We start from the raw sequence: 20,629 nt of genomic DNA, 5'->3' as shown, positions 1-20,629 counted from the left end.
GTAATTGAATTGATATCGATACAACAATAATGGACTAGCGATGCCAACCATCACTATTGACGGTGAAAAATACCAAGTCGACGGTGAGCAGAACCTGCTCAGCACCTGCCTGACACTGGGGCTCAATGTGCCGTATTTTTGTTGGCACCCGGAAATGGGTTCAGTGGGCGCTTGCCGGCAATGCGCCATGATGGAATATAAAGATAGTGAAGACCAGCATGGCCGCCTGATTATGAGTTGTATGACACCTATCCGTGACGGCGGTATTTATAGCGTCAAGGATGAGGTAGCGGAGGAGTTTCGCGGCAGTATTATCGAAGACCTGATGACCAACCACCCACACGATTGCCCGGTCTGTGAAGAGGGTGGAGAGTGCCATCTCCAGGACATGACAGAAATGTCTGGCCATACCATGCGACGTTACCGGGGCACCAAGCGCACCCATCGCAACCAATATCTGGGCCCTTTTATTAACCATGAAATGAATCGCTGTATAACCTGTTATCGCTGTGTCAGGTTTTACAATGATTATGCCGGTGGAGAAGACCTACAAGCACTTGGAAGAAATCACCAGGTCTATTTCGGCCGCCAGGAAGAGGGAAGGCTTGAAAATGGCTTCAGCGGAAATTTAGTCGAGGTCTGCCCAACTGGCGTATTTACCGACAAAACCTTCAGCTCACACTTTGTGCGTAAGTGGGATTTGCAGACAGCTCCATCTGTTTGTGAGCATTGTGCTGTGGGCTGTAACACTGCACCTGGAGCCAGGGAATCCGGCAACAGTAATGAGCCGATATTGAGACGGATCACCAACCTTTATCACCACGATATCAATGGCTATTTCCTTTGTGACCGGGGGCGCTTTGGCTACGAATATATTAACAGTGCCACTCGTATCCAAAATGTGCTCTCTGTTCGCCAAGAGGACGTAATCAGTTCTACGGCGGAAAAAGGCGACCGTCTGCATCGGGAAATAAACCCTCAAGAGGCGGTCCTCCATTTGGCGGAACAAATAGCAATGGCCAATCAAGGTAAGAGAAACCTGATTGGAATTGGATCTCCACGCACTTCTTTGGAAAATAACTACGCACTACGAAAACTGGTAGGTTCTGATAATTTTTACTCAGGCCTGAGTCAAAGAGATCAAGAACTTCTGCATCTGGTGAGCACCATCCAGCAAGATGATCGAATTCAAAGCCCCTCTACACCGGAAATTGAGAATGCCGATGCGATACTGATTCTCGGTGAGGATATATACAATACCGCACCACGTATTTCCTTAGCTGTTCGCCAGGCCGCACGCAATCGGCAGAAACAGCAAGCAAAATCACTGAAAATTCCACTGTGGCAAGATTCCTCTGTAAGGCAACTGGAGGGAGATTACAGTCCGATTATTTTTGCTGGAACAGAGTTGAGTAATTTAGAGAAAATAACCTCTAATACATTATTTGAATCACCTGAAAAAGTTGCTTCATTCGCCTGTAACCTCGCCTTGGCAATTTCTGATCCAACAAGCCTGTCTCCAGACCTTGAACCATCACTACTTGAATTGATTACTCATACAGCCGAAATACTTCGCGGTGCCAGTAAGCCATTAATCATCTCGGGAACATCGAGCAAACACGCTGATACACTCAAAAGCGCAGCCCAAGTTGCCACAGCGTTAAGCGATTACAAAAAACAACCTACCATGCTCTATTTGGCCTGCGATGAGGTCAACAGTTTAGGACTTATCCAATTTTTTAATGATGGAAAAGGGAATCTTGACGAGTTACTCGAACGCCTGAAAAAAAATACTGACAATCAAATCCCTACATCCCTGATGATTCTTGAGAATGACCTCTATCGACGCCTGGATAAGAAGTCCCTCGAGCAATTACTTTCACAAGCTGACGAAATTATCCTGCTGGATACTCTTCTTAACCCTACTTCCAAGCGCGCAGACTGGATTTTTCCAGCTTCGGCAACTGCGGAATCCCAGGGTACATTTATCAATAATAACGGATTGGCCCAGCGCTTCTATGCTGTCTACGAGGGCAAGGGATTTATCCAGGAAAGCTGGCGCTGGCTGATGGATGCGGTAAATTTCTGTACAGAGAAACCCGCTAACCTGTCAGCGATTGCCGAATGGCAGCACAGCACAGACCTCAGCGATGCGATTGCACGGGAATTTCCGGTACTTAAGGCTCTCGACTCGCTCGGGCCCGATGAAGATTTCCGTATTGATGGCCTAAAAGTAGCGCGCCAAAGCGCCCGCTACAGTGGACGCACAGCAATACACGCGGAGAAACAGGTTTCAGAGAATCCTCCACTTCAGGACCCTGATGCTCCGATGAGTTTCAGCATGGAGGGAATCCACAATCCCAACAGATCCCCGCTGCAAGCCAATATCTGGTCGCCCGGGTGGAACTCCAACCAATCGATATTCAAGTTCCAGGAGGAGGTTGGTGGTGAACGCAGAGGCGGCCCCTCGGGCATCAGGATTGAACGGCCTCGGCGGGTTATGCCGGAATGGCCCGCACCTAGCACACCTCCAGAAGTGGCTGCTGATCCCAGCCATGTACAAATGTTACCGCTATATCGGCTATTTGGTTCCGAAGAGCTTAGTAACCAGGCAATGGGTATTTCCGAGGTCATTGAGGCGCCTTTTGTAATGGTTAACCATATAGATGCTAAAGCCTTCGACATTCATCAACGGGAATTGATTGAATTAGAGACCAGCTGCGGGACATACCGTGCAGAAGTCCGTATAAGCCCCACAATTCCCTCTGGCACTGTGGGTATACCGTATGGTTTGCCAGATTTTGAAACCTTATCTCCCCTCCTACCTGGATACGCGTCACTACGGCCGGCAGAAGCCCCCGCAATAACCGAGGACTGATTGAGCAATGAGCACACCGATCTGGATAACACTGCTGAATATCTTCGGGGTATTAATTGCCACGGTAATACTCGCGGCAGTTTTAACCTGGGGTGAACGGCGTCTACTCGGTTTTTGGCAGGACAGACCCGGGCCTAATCGCGTAGGCCCTTTCGGTACCCTTCAGGTGCTTGCCGACATGATTAAACTTTTCTTTAAAGAAGACTTCATCCCGCGCTTTGCAGATATTCCGGTCTTTGTTCTGGCGCCAACAGTTGTGATGGCCACCATGCTGATTGCTTTCGCCGTGGTACCAATGTCCCCAGGTATTGGCGTGGTGGACCTTAATATTGGCTTACTATTTGTACTGGCGATGAGCTCTATTGCGGTGTACAGCATTATCCTTGGGGGATATGCCTCCAATAATAAATATGCCCTTCTCGGGGGGTTACGTGCCGCAGCACAGACGGTCTCCTATGAAGTCTTTATGGGTTTGAGCCTGATGGGTGTAGTTATGATGTCCGGCAGCTTTAACCTGCGGGATATTGTCAACGCTCAAGCTGAACGCTGGTTTATCGTGCCCCAATTTGTCGGCTTTATTGTGTTCTTCATTGCCGGTATTGCAGAGAGCCGGAGAACCCCGTTCGATCTACCCGAAGCGGAACACGAGCTCACTGCCGGCTTTCATACCGAGTACTCCGGTATGAAATTTGGGATGTTCTTTGTAGGCGAATACCTGGCCGTAATTCTTATCTCAGCTTTAATTACGACTCTTTTCCTAGGTGGTTGGCATGGGCCATGGCTACCACCCATTATCTGGTTTTGTCTGAAGACCGCAATCCTGGTGGCAATTTTTATTTTGCTTCGAGCCTCTTTGCCACGCCCACGTTATGACCAGCTGATGAAGTTTGGCTGGAAAGTAATGTTGCCATTGGCATTGATTAATTTACTTGTCACTGCGGGGGTATTGTTATGGACTGCCTAGCCCCAAGCTTCTTTGCTGAAATACTGGCTGGAGAAAATACATGATCGCGAGTCAACTCCGCAGTATGTGGCTGGTTTTCAAACACCTGTTTCGGCGTAATGTCACCGTACAGTACCCCGATCAAAAACCGTATCTGGCTCCACGATATCGAGGCCGTATCATTCTCACTCGTGACCCCAATGGCGATGAGCGCTGTGTGGCTTGTAATCTCTGTGCCGTAGCCTGCCCCCCTGATTGCATATCTTTACAGAAAACCGAAGACCCAGATGGACGCTGGAGGCCGGAGTATTTTCGTATCAATTTCTCACGCTGCATTATGTGTGGCCTCTGTGAAGATGCTTGTCCCACCTATGCCATACAGCTGACCCCTGACTTTGAGATGTGCGAATACGATCGACAAAATATGGTTTATGAGAAGGAAGACCTTCTGATCAACGGCCCGGGAAAGTATCACGATTACAGTTTTTATCAGGTGGCCGGCAAGGCCATCACTGGGAAAGATAAAGGTGAAGCTGAAAATGAAGCTGCACCGATCAATATTAAGAGTCTAAATCTGTAAGGAAACAGTCATATAGCTGGCCTTCTTGCAGAGAAAGTGGCCTTACAAATGAAAACATAAAAATAATTTGAGAGGGAGAGCTTGAATGAATTTTGTTTTCTACCTTACTGCAGCGATCGCTATCATTTCTACCATCATGGTAATTTTTCATAAAAATGCCGTGCATGCCCTGCTCTACCTGGTTACTTCCCTTTTAGCCGTGGCGGTAATTTTTTACCAGTTCGGTGCGCCTCTTGCAGCTGCGCTGGAAGTAATCATTTATGCCGGCGCCATAATGGTACTGATTATTTTTGTAATTATGATGCTCAACCAAGGGGACTCTACGGTTGTGCAGGAACAAGCCTGGCTCCAACCCACCACCTGGGTTGGTCCTGCCATACTATCTGCTCTCTTGCTGGTTCAATTGATTCTATTGGTCAGTAGTGGCCAGATATCATCTACACAGACCTTTCACTATATCGGCCCTAAACAGGTGGGAATTGCCCTTTTCAGCCACTATGTATTAGCGGTAGAGCTGGCGTCAATGTTGTTACTCGCTGGTTTGGTCGGTGCTTTTCATTTAGCACGACGCAGAAAAATTGACCAGGGAGATTCAAACAATGCCATTTGAAACTGCACCGGGGCTAGAGGCCGGTGTGCTTTTAGCATCGATCCTTTTCTGCCTGGGCCTTGCTGGATTAATGATGCGGCGTAATATCATTTTTATGTTGATGTGTGTCGAAATATGCACTAATGCCGCAGCTTTGATGTTCGTTGTTGCCGGTGCTCACTGGGGAAATGCCGATGGCCAGGTAATGTTTGTTTTTGTGGTTACTCTTGCTGCGGCCGAGGTAGCGATTGCTCTTGCGCTGGTTCTCCAGTTTTACCACCGCAAACACACAGTTGATATAGACCAATTAAATGAACTAAGAGGTTAATATGCAGGGACTTTTGGCCTGGGTGCCACTTCTACCGCTTATTGGCTTCCTGTTGTTGGTGGCTATCCCATTATTTTATTCAAAAGAACCCTCAGAAAAATTTGTCACTGCTATCGGGGTTGGCAGTGTCGGAATCTCCGCACTACTCACCGCTATTGTCGCGACAACTGTCTTTTGGCAGAACCCTGGGGAAGTCGTGAATATCGCCCTTTGGCAGTGGATGCTGGTAGATAACTTGAAGCTGGGTTTCAATTTTCATGTAGACTGGCTTACGCTGGTTATGCTGATGATTATTACTGGTGTCGGATTTTTGATACACCTCTACTCAGCAGGGTATATGCGTGAAGATCCAGATTTTCGCCGCTACTTTGCCTACCTGAACCTTTTTGTATGCGCCATGCTGATTCTGGTAATGGCTGACAATCTGGTTTTACTCTATTTGGGCTGGGAGGGAGTCGGTCTATGCAGCTATCTGTTAATTGGATTCTGGTACAAAAATCCAGCCAACGGCGCAGCTGCGCAAAAGGCATTTATCGTCACTCGCATTGGCGATACCGCCATGGCCATTGGACTGTTTCTGCTTTTCTTTGAGTTTTCCACTCTCAATATCCCGCAACTCATTTCCGCTGCAGATAGCTCCGGGGCAAATTCACAAATAATCACAGTTGCCACGCTGTTGCTATTGGGTGGTGCAGTTGGTAAATCAGCCCAGCTACCACTGCAGACTTGGCTACCTGATGCCATGGCTGGCCCAACACCAGTCAGTGCCTTAATACATGCGGCCACAATGGTGACGGCTGGAGTCTACCTTATTGCCCGTATGCATCCGCTCTACATGCTCTCAGAGACTGCAATGACGGCTGTTGCCGTGGTGGGCGCGCTAACTCTGCTACTGGCCGGCTTCAGTGCTATTGCACAAAGCGATATCAAGCGTGTACTCGCCTATTCCACAATCAGCCAGATTGGATATATGTTCCTTGCACTCGGCGTAGGTGCCTGGTCTGGAGCTATCTTTCACCTGATGACCCACGCCTTCTTCAAGGCACTACTATTTCTCTCTGCAGGCTCTGTGATTCTAAGCCTGCATCATGAGCAGAATATTTTTACCATGGGTGGGCTCTACCGAAGAATTCCATTTACATTTATTTGTTTCGCCATTGGATGCGCTTGCCTGGCGGCACTGCCATTTACTTCTGGGTTTTATAGTAAAGACCAGATTCTTTTACGTGCATGGGAGTTCCATGACGGTTTTAACAGTCTGTGGTTAGCCGGCATTTTAGGTGCCCTGGTCACTGGAATTTATAGTTTCCGGGTTCTCTTCCTTGTATTCGCAGGGAGTGAAGGTTCATCCTCATCCCACTGCAAAGATGCCAATAACACAGTAATGCGTGTGCCCTTGGCAATACTCGCCACGCTCGCGCTTTTTGGTGGGATGTTGGCGCCACCACTTCAGTCAGTATTTGGAACACAAACATGGGAGCATCCAGCTGCCTGGGTAGAGGGGATTGCCATTGCTATGCCACTCATCGGGCTTGTGATAGCTTGGGGACTCTCTCGGCAGCAGCAAAAGACTGGCGAAAAGCGCTCTCCGATTATGCAATTTTGGTTTAGCGGCTGGGGTTTTGACTGGCTTTACGAAAACCTGTTGGCCAAGCCATTTAGAAACCTGGCACGTCTAAATCACAAGGACATAATCGATAGCATATATAAAGGCACCGCCGCGTTCAGCCAACAACTGAATAGCCTGCTCAGCTCTTCCCAAAATGGCCAGATACGCTGGTATCTGGCAACTTTCGCAGCTGGTTCCATTCTGTTCCTCGCTCTCTTGGTGGCCCTATGACATTACTGGCAATCATAATTATTCTATTTGCGGGAGGTATCATTGCCTGGCTCTCTGAGCGCTATCTTCAAAAGGGTGGGCGCTGGATTAGCTTGGTCAGCCTCTTATTAGCAGCGTTACTTCTTGTTAATTATTGGTCTTATCTGGGTACTCCACAATCAGTGTCAGGTGGACCATGGTGGGACAGCTTACAAGCAGCCTGGATTCCCAGGTTTGGTATTAGTTTTCATCTCGCAGTTGATGGCCTGAGTTTCCTGATGCTTACCCTGACGATAGCGATGGGTATCTTTGGACTGGTCATGACCTGGAACGATATTAATTTTCGTCGTGGATTTTTTTATTTTAATTTTCTTTGGACACTTGCTGGAGTTGTAGGAGTTTTTACGGCTATTGATCTTTTTTTATTCTTTTTCTTCTGGGAAGTCATGCTGATTCCCATGCTTTTTTTAATTGCTGTATGGGGTTATGAAAAGCGAATCTATGCCGCCATTAAGTTTTTTATTTTTACCCAAGCTAGTAGCTTGTTGATGCTTATCGCTATAGTTGGATTGGCTTATATCCACTATAGGAACTCCGGCCAGCTTACCTTCAACTACAACGAGTTGCTCGGCGCAGAACTTACAGCCAATGCCGCCTACTGGCTGATGCTCGGGTTCTTTATCGCCTTTATTGTGAAATTACCGGCATTACCATTTCATACCTGGTTGCCAGATGCCCATACCCAAGCTCCAACCGCTGGTAGTATCCTACTGGCAGCTATTCTCTTAAAAACCGGGGCTTATGGCTTGTTGCGCTTCAACTTACCATTGTTTCCCGAGAGTTCTATGGCATTCGCCCCGGTAGCTATGACTATTGGAGCAATCAGTGTTATCTACGGCGCCATGTTGGCATTTGCACAAAGAGATATGAAGAGGCTGGTTGCTTACTCGAGTGTCAGCCATATGGGATTTGTACTGCTCGGTCTCTATGCACTGGATACCATCGCGGTGCAAGGTGCCGTGATGCAGATGATTGCACATGGCTTGAGCACCGCAGCTCTTTTTGCACTTGTTGGTGCATTGCAGCATCGACTGCATACACGGGATATGCAACAGCTGGGCGGAGTCTGGGCCATCCTGCCGAAATTGTCAGCAGTAGCACTATTCTTCGCAATCGCTTCTCTCGGACTTCCGGGGCTGGGGAACTTCGTTGCTGAATTTACTGTACTGGTGGGCAGTTTCCGTAGTAACCATTGGATCACCGCACTCGCCGCTATCGGCCTGATTGGGGCTGCACTTTACGCATTGTTGATGATGCAGAGGGTTTTCTTCGGGAAACTGAGAAATCAGTTTGAATCACCTTCAGAGAGTGGAGATACAGCTGACCTCAGCCTTCGAGAATCCTGTGCCCTGCTGTCTCTCGCACTACTTTTAGTTGTGATAGGGCTGCGCCCACAGCCAATTTTTAATATTTCTGAACCCACTGTTACCCAGGCAATAGCCGAGATTAAAGCAGTGGCTCCAGATCAAAACCTCCTGTCCTCCAAATCGCAGCGCCAGGAAATCCTAATTTCAACAGGGGATAAGTCTCCATGAATGCACAGGAACTATTTGGAATACTACCTCTATTGTTAGTAAGTGCAGGAATTGTCATTCTCTTGCTGCAGGTATCATTCTGGCGAGGGCATGTCGGAGCACTAGCGACCACTATTATCACTTTGGTGCTCGCCGGCATTTCATGCTTCTGGGTAGCTGGCACCTTGTCCACTGGAGCCAGCTCTATCCAAGTAACTGGACTGTTACTGGTAGACCACACCTCACTTTTCTTCGCCCTTTTGTTACTCTTGACAGCAATTGCTGTATCTATCATGGGATACAGTTACTTACGCATGAGATGCAACCCAAAAGTAAATTCCGGCAGTTATCCGGAGGAGTTTTATATCCTCCTGTTACTGGCGATGCTAGGGGCCACCACCCTGGTTTTCGCAAGCCATTTTGCTACTTTCTTCCTCGGACTCGAGCTGATCAGCCTGGCTTTATATCCTATGCTTGGATTTGCCGTAAATGGTGACCTCTCCCCACAAAAAGAGCAGCTGCAATCTCTAGAGTCAGCAATTAAGTACTTGCTCCTATCCGCTTTATCCACAGCTTTGGGGCTATTTGGTATCGCCCTGATCTACAGTGCCAGCGGCTCCTTAAGCTTTAGTGGAATAGCATCCCACATGACGGAGCTTTCACAAACTTCCACTTTGTTTGCAACCGGAGTTACTCTCCTACTAATTTCAGTAGCCTTTAAATTATCCTTGGTGCCTTTTCATATTTGGACTCCAGACGTTTACCAGGGTGCTCCGACACCAACTACAGCGCTTATCGCCACTGTGGGTAAAGGTGCCGTTATCGGCTTCCTATTGCGCTTTTTTAGTACTTTGGATCTTTATGAAAGCCAGGTACTTATTGATATGCTGTCTATTGCGGCTGTGGCCAGTATGCTGGTGGGGAATCTCCTGGCCCTAATGCAAACTAATATCAAGCGGCTATTAGCCTACTCTTCCATAGGCCATATTGGCTACCTGATAGTCGCATTTATTATCGGCAAAAGCACTTTTGGCACCGAAGCTGTTATCTATTACCTTGTAGCTTACATCATTACCACCTTAGGTGCCTTCGCTGTGGTAGGTCTAATTGCAGATTCAGTTGAAGAGAAGGTTCTCAACGGTGAATACCCTGAAAATCCCACTCTAAATTCAGAAAATCCATATCAGTGCGATTTTTATCGGGGGCTCTTATGGCGCTCCCCCTGGCTCGCCGGCTGCATGGCGGCAATGCTTTTATCCCTTGCCGGTATCCCATTAACTATTGGCTTTATTGGCAAGTTTTATATTTTCACCGCTGGTATAGAGGGGCAATTGTGGATACTTCTAGCAAGTGTAGTTATTGGTAGTGCACTGGGGCTATTTTACTACTTGCGCCTTCTACTGATCATGGTACAAAGAGATAATATAGTTACCGAAGAACCCAGTGGAAGCGTGCAAATCGCCACCTCCGGGAATTTACTATTAATTATTCTGACTGGGGCTTTACTTGTATTTGGTATATTTCCCCAACTCTTGATCAACTGGATAAATGCACTATAACGATACTTAAGGGTATGGCCGTACAAGCGCACGACCTGTTTTTTCCGCCCAATAAAAAGCCAACAGGTACCAAAGGGCAAAATTATGAAAACTTTCAAACAGGCATTTGAAATTATCGAAGACGCTGAGAAATTTCACCTGGACATGGCGAGCCTCTATGAGGATCTGCTTGAGAAATCAGACGACTACCGAACCCAACTATTATTGAAACACATGCTCGAGCATGAGCAACGGATGGCCAGAAACCTTGCCAACTATGGCGAAGTCGCGCAACAAAAAGTGATGAAAACGTGGCTGCAATACACCCACGAGGAGAGTGCAAAGGACTTTATTCGCCACCTACCGTTAAGTAATCCACCAACAATCAAAGAAATTAACAATATGGGCCGTGAGGTGGACCGTTACTTCTCCAGCTTGTACGAGGCGGTTTATGGAGCTATAGAGTCAATGGAGGTAAAGGAAATATTCGAAGACCTCAAACAGATCCAGGATAAAGAGCGTATCACCCTTTCAATGGCCACTAACTCCCTTTGGGATATGTAAGTGCTAATTTTTACAGTGGACTTTTTATTTAATAAGAATCCGATTATTAGACTCAACCGATTAATCGACTGAGTCTAATATTTATACGGGCTTAACTACACCACTGCTGACTTTAAAAATCATACTGTGCACGTAAATAATAAAGTGCACCATTGAAGCCCATAGGCGCAGTTTCTGGGTATTCAGCGCCAGCAACACCAGACCAGGGATTTTTATCGGGATAATTGTTGAACAGATTCTCAGCCCCCGCAATCAGGGACAGAGACTCACTAAACTCATAAGCACCCTCAATATCTACTGTCCACTCATCACCAGCATCAATAGGCAAGCTGTAGTCATCCAGATGCGCTTCCCAGTAGCTGCCATAGTAGTTCAGTCGGACTAGACCGCGCCAGCCATCACCTACATGATTAATCGTGGCATTACCACGAACATTTGGTAGTCCATCTTCCAGTTGCCTGAGACGCATATCACTAATCGTCTCTTCCCTATAATCTGTTACTTCAGTATCAGTCCAGTTTGCAGCAAAGCTCAGGTCTGTGGCCTCACCCAGAGGGTAAGTCGCAACCAGGTCAATGCCACGGGTCTTGGTATCAAAGTCATTGGTATAAAAGCGGAAGAAGTCCAAAGAATCAGCGCCGCTAATGCCATCTGCCACTAGCTGAGCACGCTCATCATCACTCAACTTCTGGTCAGCTGACTGCGTAATACGGTCGCTTACGGCAATCTGGAAATAATCCAGGGTAACTTCCCAGTCCCCAGCTGAAACAATAGCGCCAAGAGTAAAGCTCTCGGACTCTTCCGGTTGTAATTGCTTACCGCCTTTCAATTCAGCAATGGGATTAGTGGGTGGGATAGTGCCTTTATTTTGAAGTTGCCCTTCAGTAAAGGCTGTAGTTACGTTACTGATATTTGATTGGGCTGGCGTAGGCGCTCGGAAACCCGTACTGATTGTAGAGCGCAACGCCAATATCTCATTAACTTCATAGTGCCCAGACAACTTGAAGTTAGAAGTGTCACCAAAATCAGAGAAGTCCTCCCAGCGCAGCGCCGCGCCAAGACGTAAGCTATCTGTCGCCTCCAGTTCAAAATCGGTGTAAAGCGCGATATTGTCGCGATCAAAAGTACCCACTACTTCCGGTCCAAAACCTGGGAATCCATTTGATCCAATCGAAAATTCCTGTTCGGTTAAGGGGCCTTTGTACCAGGAGGCTTCATCTCCCAAATTAACTTCAAATTCTTCTTCTCGCCACTCAAAACCGCCAGCCATATACAATGTCTTGCCAGCAATCTCTGTAGCTTTAGTGAGATCGATATTAAAGTTTGTCTCAGTTTGTGCATAACCGCCAGGGCTGAACTTAGTTGGGGTGTCCGGCCCCATGGTGGCATTTACAGTATTGTAGATATTGAAATCTACCTTGTTATGCCCTCTGCTGGCGCTAACGTCATAACCAATACCACTGGCAAATTCACCCCGCAGGCCGAAGACCATAGAATAATCTTCTAAATCACCACCAAAACGAGGCGTAAAGCCGCCGGGAAGTATTTCCGTAAAAGAGAAACATTCATCTAAATCATGGGCTTCGGATACCGAAACGCTCTCACAACTATCGGTACCATTCGTTGGATCGAGATCACCGATCAGTGGATTTCCCTCATCATCCGCGTAAACACCTGACCGAGTTTCCGGGTTACGAAAATAAAATCCACCGTCTGTGGAGCGACTGGCATAATTGCCAAAAGCATATACCTCCGCCTTATCACTCAGTTCAATAGCACTGTTGATAAAGAACTTGGTGTCATCATTAACTTCTGGTTGCCCCCAAATTTGTGCAGGGTCAGCAACGAAAGTATTGCCATCGGCGATCAGCTGAGCAGCATCATCCCGCTGAGTGCTTCGGCTAGTAGAGTCCTGCTCACGATACTCCATACTGAAATTCACAAAGCCCGAATCAGTCAATGGCAGGCCAAAGTTGGCGGCAACCATACTCTGATCACCATCACCCTCAGCAGTAGTCGCATGCTTGACTTCCACCGAGCCACCCTCAGCAGCATCCTTCAGCTGGAAGTTAATCACACCGGCAATGGCATCAGACCCGTACTGTGCAGCTGCACCGTCACGTAAGACTTCCACCTGCTTCAGGGCAATTGCGGGAATGGCTGAAATATCAGGCCCCTGGGCGCCATCAGATACACCACTGCCGAGGAAAGCAATCACAGAAGCTCGGTGACGGCGCTTGCCGTTTACCAGAACCAGGGTGCTATCCGGTGGTAGTCCGCGCAGGTTGGCAGGGCGCACAATCGATGCAGCATCAGAGATTGGCTTAGCATTCACATTGTAGGAAGGCACGACGTTGCGCAACAGGTTATTGAGATCGCCATCTCCCTGATTCACAAATTCATCGCCAGTGACAACATCAATCGGTGCAGATGAGTCTGTAGCCGAGCGGCCTTCAACTCGAGTACCTATTGTGATTACTTCCTCTATAAGTGCATCTTCAGCGATAACGGGGCTGGACACTGCAGCTACCGCCATCGCCAACAGCGATGGAGCGCTACAAGATGCCAACCAACGCCTCTTGTTTACTTTCATGAAATTACCCTGTTAATTATCTGTTTTATCTTCCTAGCCAAACTACCCAACCTACCTGACACTCAAAATATATTGCTAGCGAAAAATCACTATTAGAAAAAAATACATTTAAAGCTGACCACCACTACAACGGACAACATACTGCAGGAGTTCGTATACCGACCGAAGATTATCATCATTAATGATCACTGCAAAAAGCGTGACACAAATAGAAAGTGCCAGTAAAAATGAGAAATTAAAATACCTAAATAACAGATATTGACAATTTAAATCATGCCTTATCTGATTAAATCGACATTTATGTCATTCGTAACAACCGACATATGTCTGGATCAATTTAAATTTTATTTAAATCGGTTATGGAACAAAAAAGAATGAACCTCTATTCGGAATCGCGAAATCAACAAGACCAGAATAATTTGATTCGATAATCAAACAAGCCATCCTAAAGAGAGTGAAGTTCTGAAAAGAAATTACATTAGTGGGCAATAGTTAAGAATCACCCAGCACTAAATTGAGTAATTCTCAACGTTGCAATCGGCTTTTTAGTTATGAAAGAGCAAACTCAACTGCCTTAGCCGCATGAATTTGAGTAGTATCAAGGAGAGTAACCTCGATATCATCCTGAGTGACCAACAAGCCTATTTCAGTACACCCAAGAATCACAGCCTCAGCCCCCTTATCTGACAAAGATTGAATAATTCTCAGATACTCTTTTCTGGAATCTTCACGCAAGTCTCCCTTGCAAAGCTCATCGAAGATAATCGAATGTACCTTTTTTCGATCACTGCTTTCAGGAACAATAACTGCTACCCCATATTTTCTCTGGATTCTCTCCCGATAAAAATCCTGCTCCATTGTGAATGCAGTACCCAGCAATCCAACTTTTTTCATTCCCTTCTGGACAAGAACCTCGGCCGTGGCATCGGCAATATGTAACAACGGAATGTTAATCGATAGCTCTACCTGGCTGGCCACTTTATGCATGGTGTTGGTACATATCAATACACAGTCTGCGCCCGCCGCCTGGATCCTCTGAGCAGATCTGGCCAGTAACTGCCCTGATTCTTCCCACTCTCCAGCAACTTGCAATTTTTCAATTGCCGCAAAATCCACACTGTATAGAATAATCTCAGCCGAGTGCAGTCCTCCAAGCTGACGATTAACCCCTTGATTAATCAATTGATAATAAGTCTGGGTACTCTCCCAACTCATACCACCGAGTAATCCCAACTTTTTCAAATTCCTATTCCTTATACTTTTATAAGATTGATTTTTTTAACACGGCTGAGACTCACCCACAAGACACTCTATCGTTCATACTTAAAGAGAAATCTATTTGGAATACTTGGATGGATCAAATGCCATACATGAAGCGATCAGATTTCTTTTACTGAAATTATATCCGGACAACAAACCCATTAAATTCTCGCGCCCCAGAAGCTTTTTGGTAATCTGTTTGAGTGGCAGCCCTTGTCGACCGAGTTCTTGTGCTGCGCTGGACAGTTCCAACAAATAGTCATATTTATCCTGCAGACGCTTTTTTCCATTCTCAACCATTCCCCGATGCGGACAGAGAATCAGTTCGAAATCATACTCAAGCACCCTACGGATACTTTGCATTAGGGTCGGGATACTTTCATCTTTGCGCAACAGCTTTAGATGGCTGGCAACATAGAGGTCCGCAGTAAAAATCCAGCCGCGATCCTGCATCAGATAACAAGTCATATCCTTCGCATGCCCTGGAGCTGGTATGGGAATTACTTTCTCACCAGCTATGCGCAGATCCTTCGGTAATTCTGCAGCTTCAGCCAATCCCGCAGCCCCCCATATCAGACGCTGTATTGGCGGTATGCGAAAACCCCTCTTTAGGATTTCGACAGTTGCTTTGGGAGCCCGAGGCTGAATACCCGTAAGTTTATAAATGGAGCCGGCATTACCACTGTGGTCCTCATGGTGGTGAGTTAACAACAGTTGTTTGAAAGGCTTATTCTTAACAAACCACTTCACGTATTTCCACTGATTACTGGGACCAGCATCAACAATGGTGTCCTTCAATCGATATACGATAAACGTCGTATTGATTCCAAAGTCAAACCTGCCAACCCTTTGTGCATCCAGGTCCTTATAGTCAAAAGAATCAATAACCGACACACAACCCTCCGGCAATGGAAAGTAGGCATTGAAATCTCACCTCAGGAAAGGCATATCGTGCCATCCTGCTGATTATCCTGTTTGGAGTGCAGTAAATCGTTAAATCAGCAAATTTTCTTCAGACGACATTCCGGCTCTCGCTCTAAAGAAAAACCGAATCCAGCCAGAATAAGCCTGCTATTCAGTCAACTCCAAACGCAGCTTCAGTCCCAGCTTGGTAGTAGTGCCGCTGGTTACCCAGGCTATCTTTCCATCACTCCCTACAATAACCATAGTCGGTGTAACCCTGACCCCCCAAAGGGCACTGGTAACTCCTCCGGGGTCATTGATCGTGGGGAATTTTAAGTTGTAGCGCTGCATATACTCTTCCACCACCTCCTCTGACCCAGACTGCATAGCGATACCAATAACCTGGTGCTCACGGGCCAACTCAGAAATTTTTGGAGAAACTATACGACAGTAGGGGCACCAGGTTGCCCAAAAATAGATAAGTACCGGTCCCTGGGTTGTCATCTGCTGAAGGTCGAGGAGATTGCCGTGAAGTGACTCCCCCTTAAGGGGAGGTGCCTGCTCTTTTGGTACATCTCGCTGCTGATAGTAAGCAACTGCTGTTGTCACCAGAATCGCAAGCAAGGCGAAGACTGCAAATTTTCCCGCCAGCCGAACCCAGTGATCCCGCACCTCTACCACCTCTTCTCTAATACTTTACACTGCAACCATAGGCCCTGGATGATGACCGTGGAACGACTTTTCCTTTGAGGGATGCATCCAGGGCAGCAGAGACATAATTGTGGGAATTGGCGATAACTGAGGGATTTGCTGAGTCATTGTCATCAATTGCCCCTGCATATACCACTTTCCCTTCAGGATTAATAATAAACATATGTGGTGTTGTCTTGGCACCGAAGGCACGCCCCATTTCACCACTGGTATCCAATAAAAAAGGTCTACTGGCACTTAAATTATGGGTTTTGGCCACACTAAGTGCCTCCGCCGGCTCCAGGTATCCCTGCTTGCCTTCGGCGGAAGAAATAACTGTTAACCATCTAACATCCTGCTCAGTATATTTTTTCTGCAGGAATTGCATATTACCACTGCCATAATGTTTCTTTACATAGGGACAATCTTTGTTAAACCATTCAATTACAAGCCATTGACCCGCATAATCTGCCAATGAATGCTTATCCCCCTGAGCATCAGCAACTAAGAAATCTGGCGCCTTTTCGCCCGGTACGGCAGTTGCCGCCACACTGGATGAGAGCAATAAAAAAAACCATAAGCAGCCTATCGAGAAGAGGCTGCTATTTATAATCTTCATACCCATGACCAGTTGCCCTTTTCTATTTGGTTTTTCTTTTTTCATTGAATAAATCGACGATTATGGATTCCTGCAATATTTGTGGCAAAAGCTGCGGTTCTCTGGATCCAGCTGGATACCAGGCGTAGACCGGCATAGAATTACGTCCCAAAGCAGCCAAAGCCTCTGTGATTTCTGGGTCCTGCCTGGTCCAATCCGCACGGAGTAGCAAAACCTTATTCTTATGGAATAATCTTTGTACTTCAGGCGTATCCAAAACTAGTTTTTTATTCACTTGACAGGTAATACACCATGCCGCAGTGTAGTCGATAAATACTGGGCGTCCCTCTTCCAAGGCCTGATCCAATAAACTGCGATCATACTCCTGCCAACCGGCAGCAACCTTGGAAAACGTCTTCTCTTTCGGGGTTAAGGTCGAATAGCCAATCACCAAAAAAGTCAGCATCAATATCCATGCAATAATACGGCCGATACGTGAAAAGTTATATCCGAGCCATAAAGTGAAAGTAACTGCCAACAATAATAAGGCACCGATTAACCAACCGCTTTCCCCCAGAATCCTCCCCAGCACCCAAAGCAGCCAGATGACAGTCGCGTAGAGAGGAAAAGCCAGGAATTGGCGCAGCTTTTCCATCCATGGACCGGGCTTCGGCAACCGCTTTAAAAGGACTGGGCTGGCACAGAGTAAGACAAAAGGTGCGGCAAGACCCATACCCAATCCTAGAAAAATAAGCAGTGCTTCAACCGCCGGCAATACAGCCGCGGTACCCAATGCAACTCCCATAAAAGGTCCTGTACAAGGAGCCGCTACGAATACAGCCAACACCCCAGTTGCAAAAGAGCCCCCCCGGCTGACGCCAGCTAGATTTACCAGGCGGTGCCCGAACTCAAAGACACCACTGAACGACAAACCCATAAGCCAGAAAAGTGCTATCAGCGCCATTACCACCGGAGCGGATTGCAATTGGAACCCCCAGCCGATAGCCGCACCCCATGAGCGAAGTACCAGAAGCAATACTCCCAAAGCGATAAATGTAGTAAGCACCCCAGCGCCATATAAAAGCCCCTCTCGCCACCTGCCACTCTCGCTATAGCCCTCGTTTACCAATCCCAATAACTTGATGGAAAGTACGGGAAAAACACAGGGCATCAAATTCAAAATAATCCCACCTGCTAGGGCAGCGAGGACCAGAAGCCATAGAGGGCGCGACTGTGCTTCTGGCATTGCTGTACCAAACGAAACTCTATCCAGGCGCCAGGCACGAGTACCATCCGTTAACACAAAATCCGCAGATTCACTCAAGGCAGCACCAGGTTGGCGCCCAAAAGTATAATCCAGCGTCTTTCCTTCCCGCTGAAGTTTCGGCTTTGACGCGGAAAATAGGTCGCCATTTATGGGGAATACTTTAGGTGCTTTAGATGCCGTTTCCGACTCGAGTAAAAGATGAATTCGATCTTTGCCCTGCGCCGCCAGAGAAATCGGTTTCCAGGGGCTATACACACTTGACTGGGGAACCCTCTTTGCAAAGTGATTCCGCAAATCCAGGTTCGCTGAAGACCAGCGAGTCTCATCTGATACCGGGCGGGTTAAGGTCATAGTGCCAAACCCGGGAATACATTCTATTTTGCACACAAGCCATTCAAGCTCGGCGCTTAAGGCAATTACCTTGCCTCCCCTGTCAGGAGTTAAATCGAACAGGTAGGCGACATTCCCTTCATACCCTAGGTTGGTCAGGTGCTCTATCTTGAGACGAGAGGGGAATGGCCACTCAATTGCCCCTACCTCGGCTCCATTTGGAGTTATGGTGAATCGCGGTGCCGCCCCCGAGTCCCCGGGATTACGCCAGTAAACGTGCCAGCCAGGGTCAACTTCAAAGTAGAAACCGATTTTTTCACTGGCTCGATCTACAAAACTTGAAGGCGCCAACCAACGAACAGTAACATGGTCTCCAGATATACTTTCCTGGGCAATGAGATGTGTACTTCCCGCCAGTAGTAAAAAACCCAGGATATTTATTAAAAAATTTCTTCTATCAATCACAATTGTCGCTTCCTCGGCGGCATTGTTCCTGGAATTGTTACAACACATACTCCGACAGTCTGGGATTAAGTCACAAACTATGACATAACCTGACTCAGGTGTCGTATGTTCTCATTATAAGTGTATGGCGGACATTTCCTTGCTTGTGATATTGATGGCGTCCCCTAAGCCTCTCTAATCATTTTGAATGATCAATTCTCTGACGCCAAGCAAATTCGCACACCGATAAAGCCCTAATAGCCATCCTGAGATTCCAGGAGATCCATGCTGTACAAGCGAATATAACGGCTTATATCCAAAAAATAATTGAAAATTACACCGAGGTTTTACAGATTGCAGCTCAAGGTGATGTGATCGATATAATAAAATTGAAACACCAAATGATTGAGATGGTAAATGTCTAACCATATATAATGGCCGATCTATTAGTTTATACTTAAACACTACAGATCAAATTTACCGAAAACCTGCCTCTTAAATTAGAAAAAATTCACCCTGTGGTATGAATGAAAACTAGAACTCCACAGCAACCGGCTCTTCCACCCTGACAGGCACCAACCCGGAGAGAAAGTCTTCTGTAGCAACATCCCACGAAAAAGTTCTGGCATGCGCAATACAATCTTCTCCTTTAAGTAAAAGAGCGCGCTCAATCGCCACTTTCAGGTTTTCATGCACTACTCCTACAGGAGCATCACCAATAATATCTTTTGGGCCAGTAACTGGGTAAGCAGCAACAGGTAAACCACAGGCCAATGCCTCAAGATTAACCAGGCCAAAAGTATCAGTTAAGGAGGGAAATACAAAAACATCTGCACTGCTATAGCATTCTGTCAGCGCCTCCCCCTCACGAACCCCCATGTAAATTGCTGATGGGAATTTTCTTTTTAATATATTTAATTGGGGACCATCCCCTACGATAACCTTAGTTCCCGGAAGCTCAAGCGAGAGAAATTTTTCCAGTGATTTTTCAACGGCAACACGCCCCACATTCAACATAACAGGCCTAGGCAAACCATCGAAGACTGTCGACTCTACTGGACGAAATTTATCCAACTCCACTCCACGCCGCCAGTGTCTTACCCTGGTAATCCCCATAGCCTTAGCTTCAGATGCCATGCCATCTGTTGTTACCATTGTGTGCGCCGCTGACTGATGAAACCGCAATAAAAGATTATGTAACCAGCTGACAGGAATTTTTACTCGGATTGATATATATTCTGAAAGTCTGGAAAGCCAAGAAGTAGTAAATCTTAGACCGCGTTGTTTACAATAACCTCGCACCGCCCATCCCACCGGGCCCTCTGTCATAATATGAATAGCATCAGGGCAAAATTCATCCACAATCCGGGTTACTCTTTGCCCAGGAAAAACTGCAATTTTTATTTCCTGGTATCCTGGCCATGGAAAGGCCATACAATCATCAGCTGATAATATTTTAACCTCATGCCCGCGTAAGGTGAGTTCTTTATAAGTCTTATCAAGAACTCTGGAAACACCATTTAATTGCTGTGGGTAAGTATCAGTGGCGATTAATATCTTCATATCTGATACTCCTTAACTACAACATACAACAAAGTTGCTACTCAAACCTTGCACTCCCTTATTTGACACTACTTCAAATAGACAACGGTGATATAAACAGGATATTTTTTCAATTAAAATTACGAACATATTTTCTGAAATTCCCTATTTATCTTTAGATGCTCAATT

Annotated in this window: 16 protein-coding genes; 9 read left to right on the top strand and 7 right to left on the bottom strand. The window is 46.6% G+C overall.

The window, feature by feature from the left end; all coding sequences use genetic code 11:
- Positions 1–40: 40 nt before the first annotated feature.
- The 9 genes from nuoG to ACJJJB_RS02325 all read left to right on the top strand — a co-directional run bounded on the left by nuoG (position 41) and on the right by ACJJJB_RS02325 (position 10,813).
- The gene (nuoG, locus tag ACJJJB_RS02365) at positions 41–2,878 is read left to right on the top strand and encodes an NADH-quinone oxidoreductase subunit NuoG (protein ID WP_445365657.1); all 2,838 of its coding nucleotides are present in this window, start codon (positions 41–43) and stop codon (positions 2,876–2,878) included.
- Between the two features lie 7 nt (positions 2,879–2,885).
- Positions 2,886–3,842 (top strand): NADH-quinone oxidoreductase subunit NuoH, encoded by a 957-nt coding sequence (gene nuoH / locus ACJJJB_RS02360; RefSeq protein WP_444902093.1) that lies wholly within the window; start codon positions 2,886–2,888, stop codon positions 3,840–3,842.
- Between the two features lie 40 nt (positions 3,843–3,882).
- Complete coding sequence (gene nuoI / locus ACJJJB_RS02355) at positions 3,883–4,401, top strand: NADH-quinone oxidoreductase subunit NuoI (RefSeq protein ID WP_020412198.1); 519 nt, start codon at positions 3,883–3,885, stop codon at positions 4,399–4,401.
- Between the two features lie 85 nt (positions 4,402–4,486).
- Positions 4,487–5,011, top strand: coding sequence for an NADH-quinone oxidoreductase subunit J (nuoJ, locus tag ACJJJB_RS02350; protein WP_020412197.1), 525 nt, complete (start codon positions 4,487–4,489; stop codon positions 5,009–5,011).
- Positions 5,001–5,318: an NADH-quinone oxidoreductase subunit NuoK gene (gene nuoK, locus ACJJJB_RS02345; RefSeq protein WP_020412196.1), complete on the top strand. Its 318-nt coding sequence runs from the start codon at positions 5,001–5,003 to the stop codon at positions 5,316–5,318. The genes nuoJ and nuoK overlap by 11 nt, the downstream gene beginning before the upstream one ends.
- Before the next feature lies 1 nt (position 5,319).
- Positions 5,320–7,158, top strand: a complete 1,839-nt coding sequence (gene nuoL, locus ACJJJB_RS02340) for an NADH-quinone oxidoreductase subunit L (RefSeq protein ID WP_445365656.1) — start codon at positions 5,320–5,322, stop codon at positions 7,156–7,158.
- Positions 7,155–8,732: an NADH-quinone oxidoreductase subunit M gene (gene nuoM / locus ACJJJB_RS02335; protein WP_282951444.1), complete on the top strand. Its 1,578-nt coding sequence runs from the start codon at positions 7,155–7,157 to the stop codon at positions 8,730–8,732. The genes nuoL and nuoM overlap by 4 nt, the downstream gene beginning before the upstream one ends.
- Positions 8,729–10,270 carry an NADH-quinone oxidoreductase subunit N gene (locus ACJJJB_RS02330; protein WP_444902094.1) on the top strand — a complete coding sequence of 514 codons (1,542 nt, stop codon included), beginning with the start codon at positions 8,729–8,731 and terminating at the stop codon, positions 10,268–10,270. The genes nuoM and ACJJJB_RS02330 overlap by 4 nt, the downstream gene beginning before the upstream one ends.
- An 84-nt stretch (positions 10,271–10,354) precedes the next feature.
- The gene (locus tag ACJJJB_RS02325; RefSeq protein ID WP_020412192.1) at positions 10,355–10,813 is read left to right on the top strand and encodes a hypothetical protein; all 459 of its coding nucleotides are present in this window, start codon (positions 10,355–10,357) and stop codon (positions 10,811–10,813) included.
- A 112-nt stretch (positions 10,814–10,925) separates the two neighbouring features.
- Here ACJJJB_RS02325 and ACJJJB_RS02320 read toward each other — a convergent pair whose 3' ends face one another.
- The 7 genes from ACJJJB_RS02320 to ACJJJB_RS02290 form a co-directional block, all read right to left on the bottom strand.
- A complete protein-coding gene (locus ACJJJB_RS02320) occupies positions 10,926–13,406 on the bottom strand; it encodes a TonB-dependent receptor plug domain-containing protein (RefSeq protein ID WP_445365655.1) in 2,481 nt (826 codons plus the stop codon).
- 549 nt (positions 13,407–13,955) lie between these two features.
- Positions 13,956–14,648 (bottom strand): aspartate/glutamate racemase family protein, encoded by a 693-nt coding sequence (locus tag ACJJJB_RS02315; RefSeq protein WP_020412190.1) that lies wholly within the window; start codon positions 14,646–14,648, stop codon positions 13,956–13,958.
- A 93-nt stretch (positions 14,649–14,741) separates the two neighbouring features.
- Positions 14,742–15,560 (bottom strand): MBL fold metallo-hydrolase, encoded by an 819-nt coding sequence (locus ACJJJB_RS02310; protein WP_445365654.1) that lies wholly within the window; start codon positions 15,558–15,560, stop codon positions 14,742–14,744.
- Positions 15,561–15,737: 177 nt separating this feature from the next.
- A complete protein-coding gene (locus tag ACJJJB_RS02305) occupies positions 15,738–16,241 on the bottom strand; it encodes a protein disulfide oxidoreductase (protein WP_245556662.1) in 504 nt (167 codons plus the stop codon).
- Positions 16,242–16,257: 16 nt separating this feature from the next.
- Complete coding sequence (locus ACJJJB_RS02300) at positions 16,258–16,878, bottom strand: thioredoxin family protein (protein ID WP_445365653.1); 621 nt, start codon at positions 16,876–16,878, stop codon at positions 16,258–16,260.
- Positions 16,879–16,900: 22 nt separating this feature from the next.
- On the bottom strand, positions 16,901–18,919 hold the full coding sequence (locus tag ACJJJB_RS02295) for a protein-disulfide reductase DsbD family protein (protein WP_445365652.1): 2,019 nt from the start codon (positions 18,917–18,919) through the stop codon (positions 16,901–16,903).
- A 513-nt stretch (positions 18,920–19,432) separates the two neighbouring features.
- Positions 19,433–20,461 carry a glycosyltransferase family 4 protein gene (locus ACJJJB_RS02290; protein ID WP_020412185.1) on the bottom strand — a complete coding sequence of 343 codons (1,029 nt, stop codon included), beginning with the start codon at positions 20,459–20,461 and terminating at the stop codon, positions 19,433–19,435.
- Between the last annotated feature and the right edge of the window lie 168 nt (positions 20,462–20,629).

Source organism: Microbulbifer variabilis (assembly GCF_052468405.1).
This window is presented reverse-complemented; position numbering and strand designations above follow the sequence as displayed.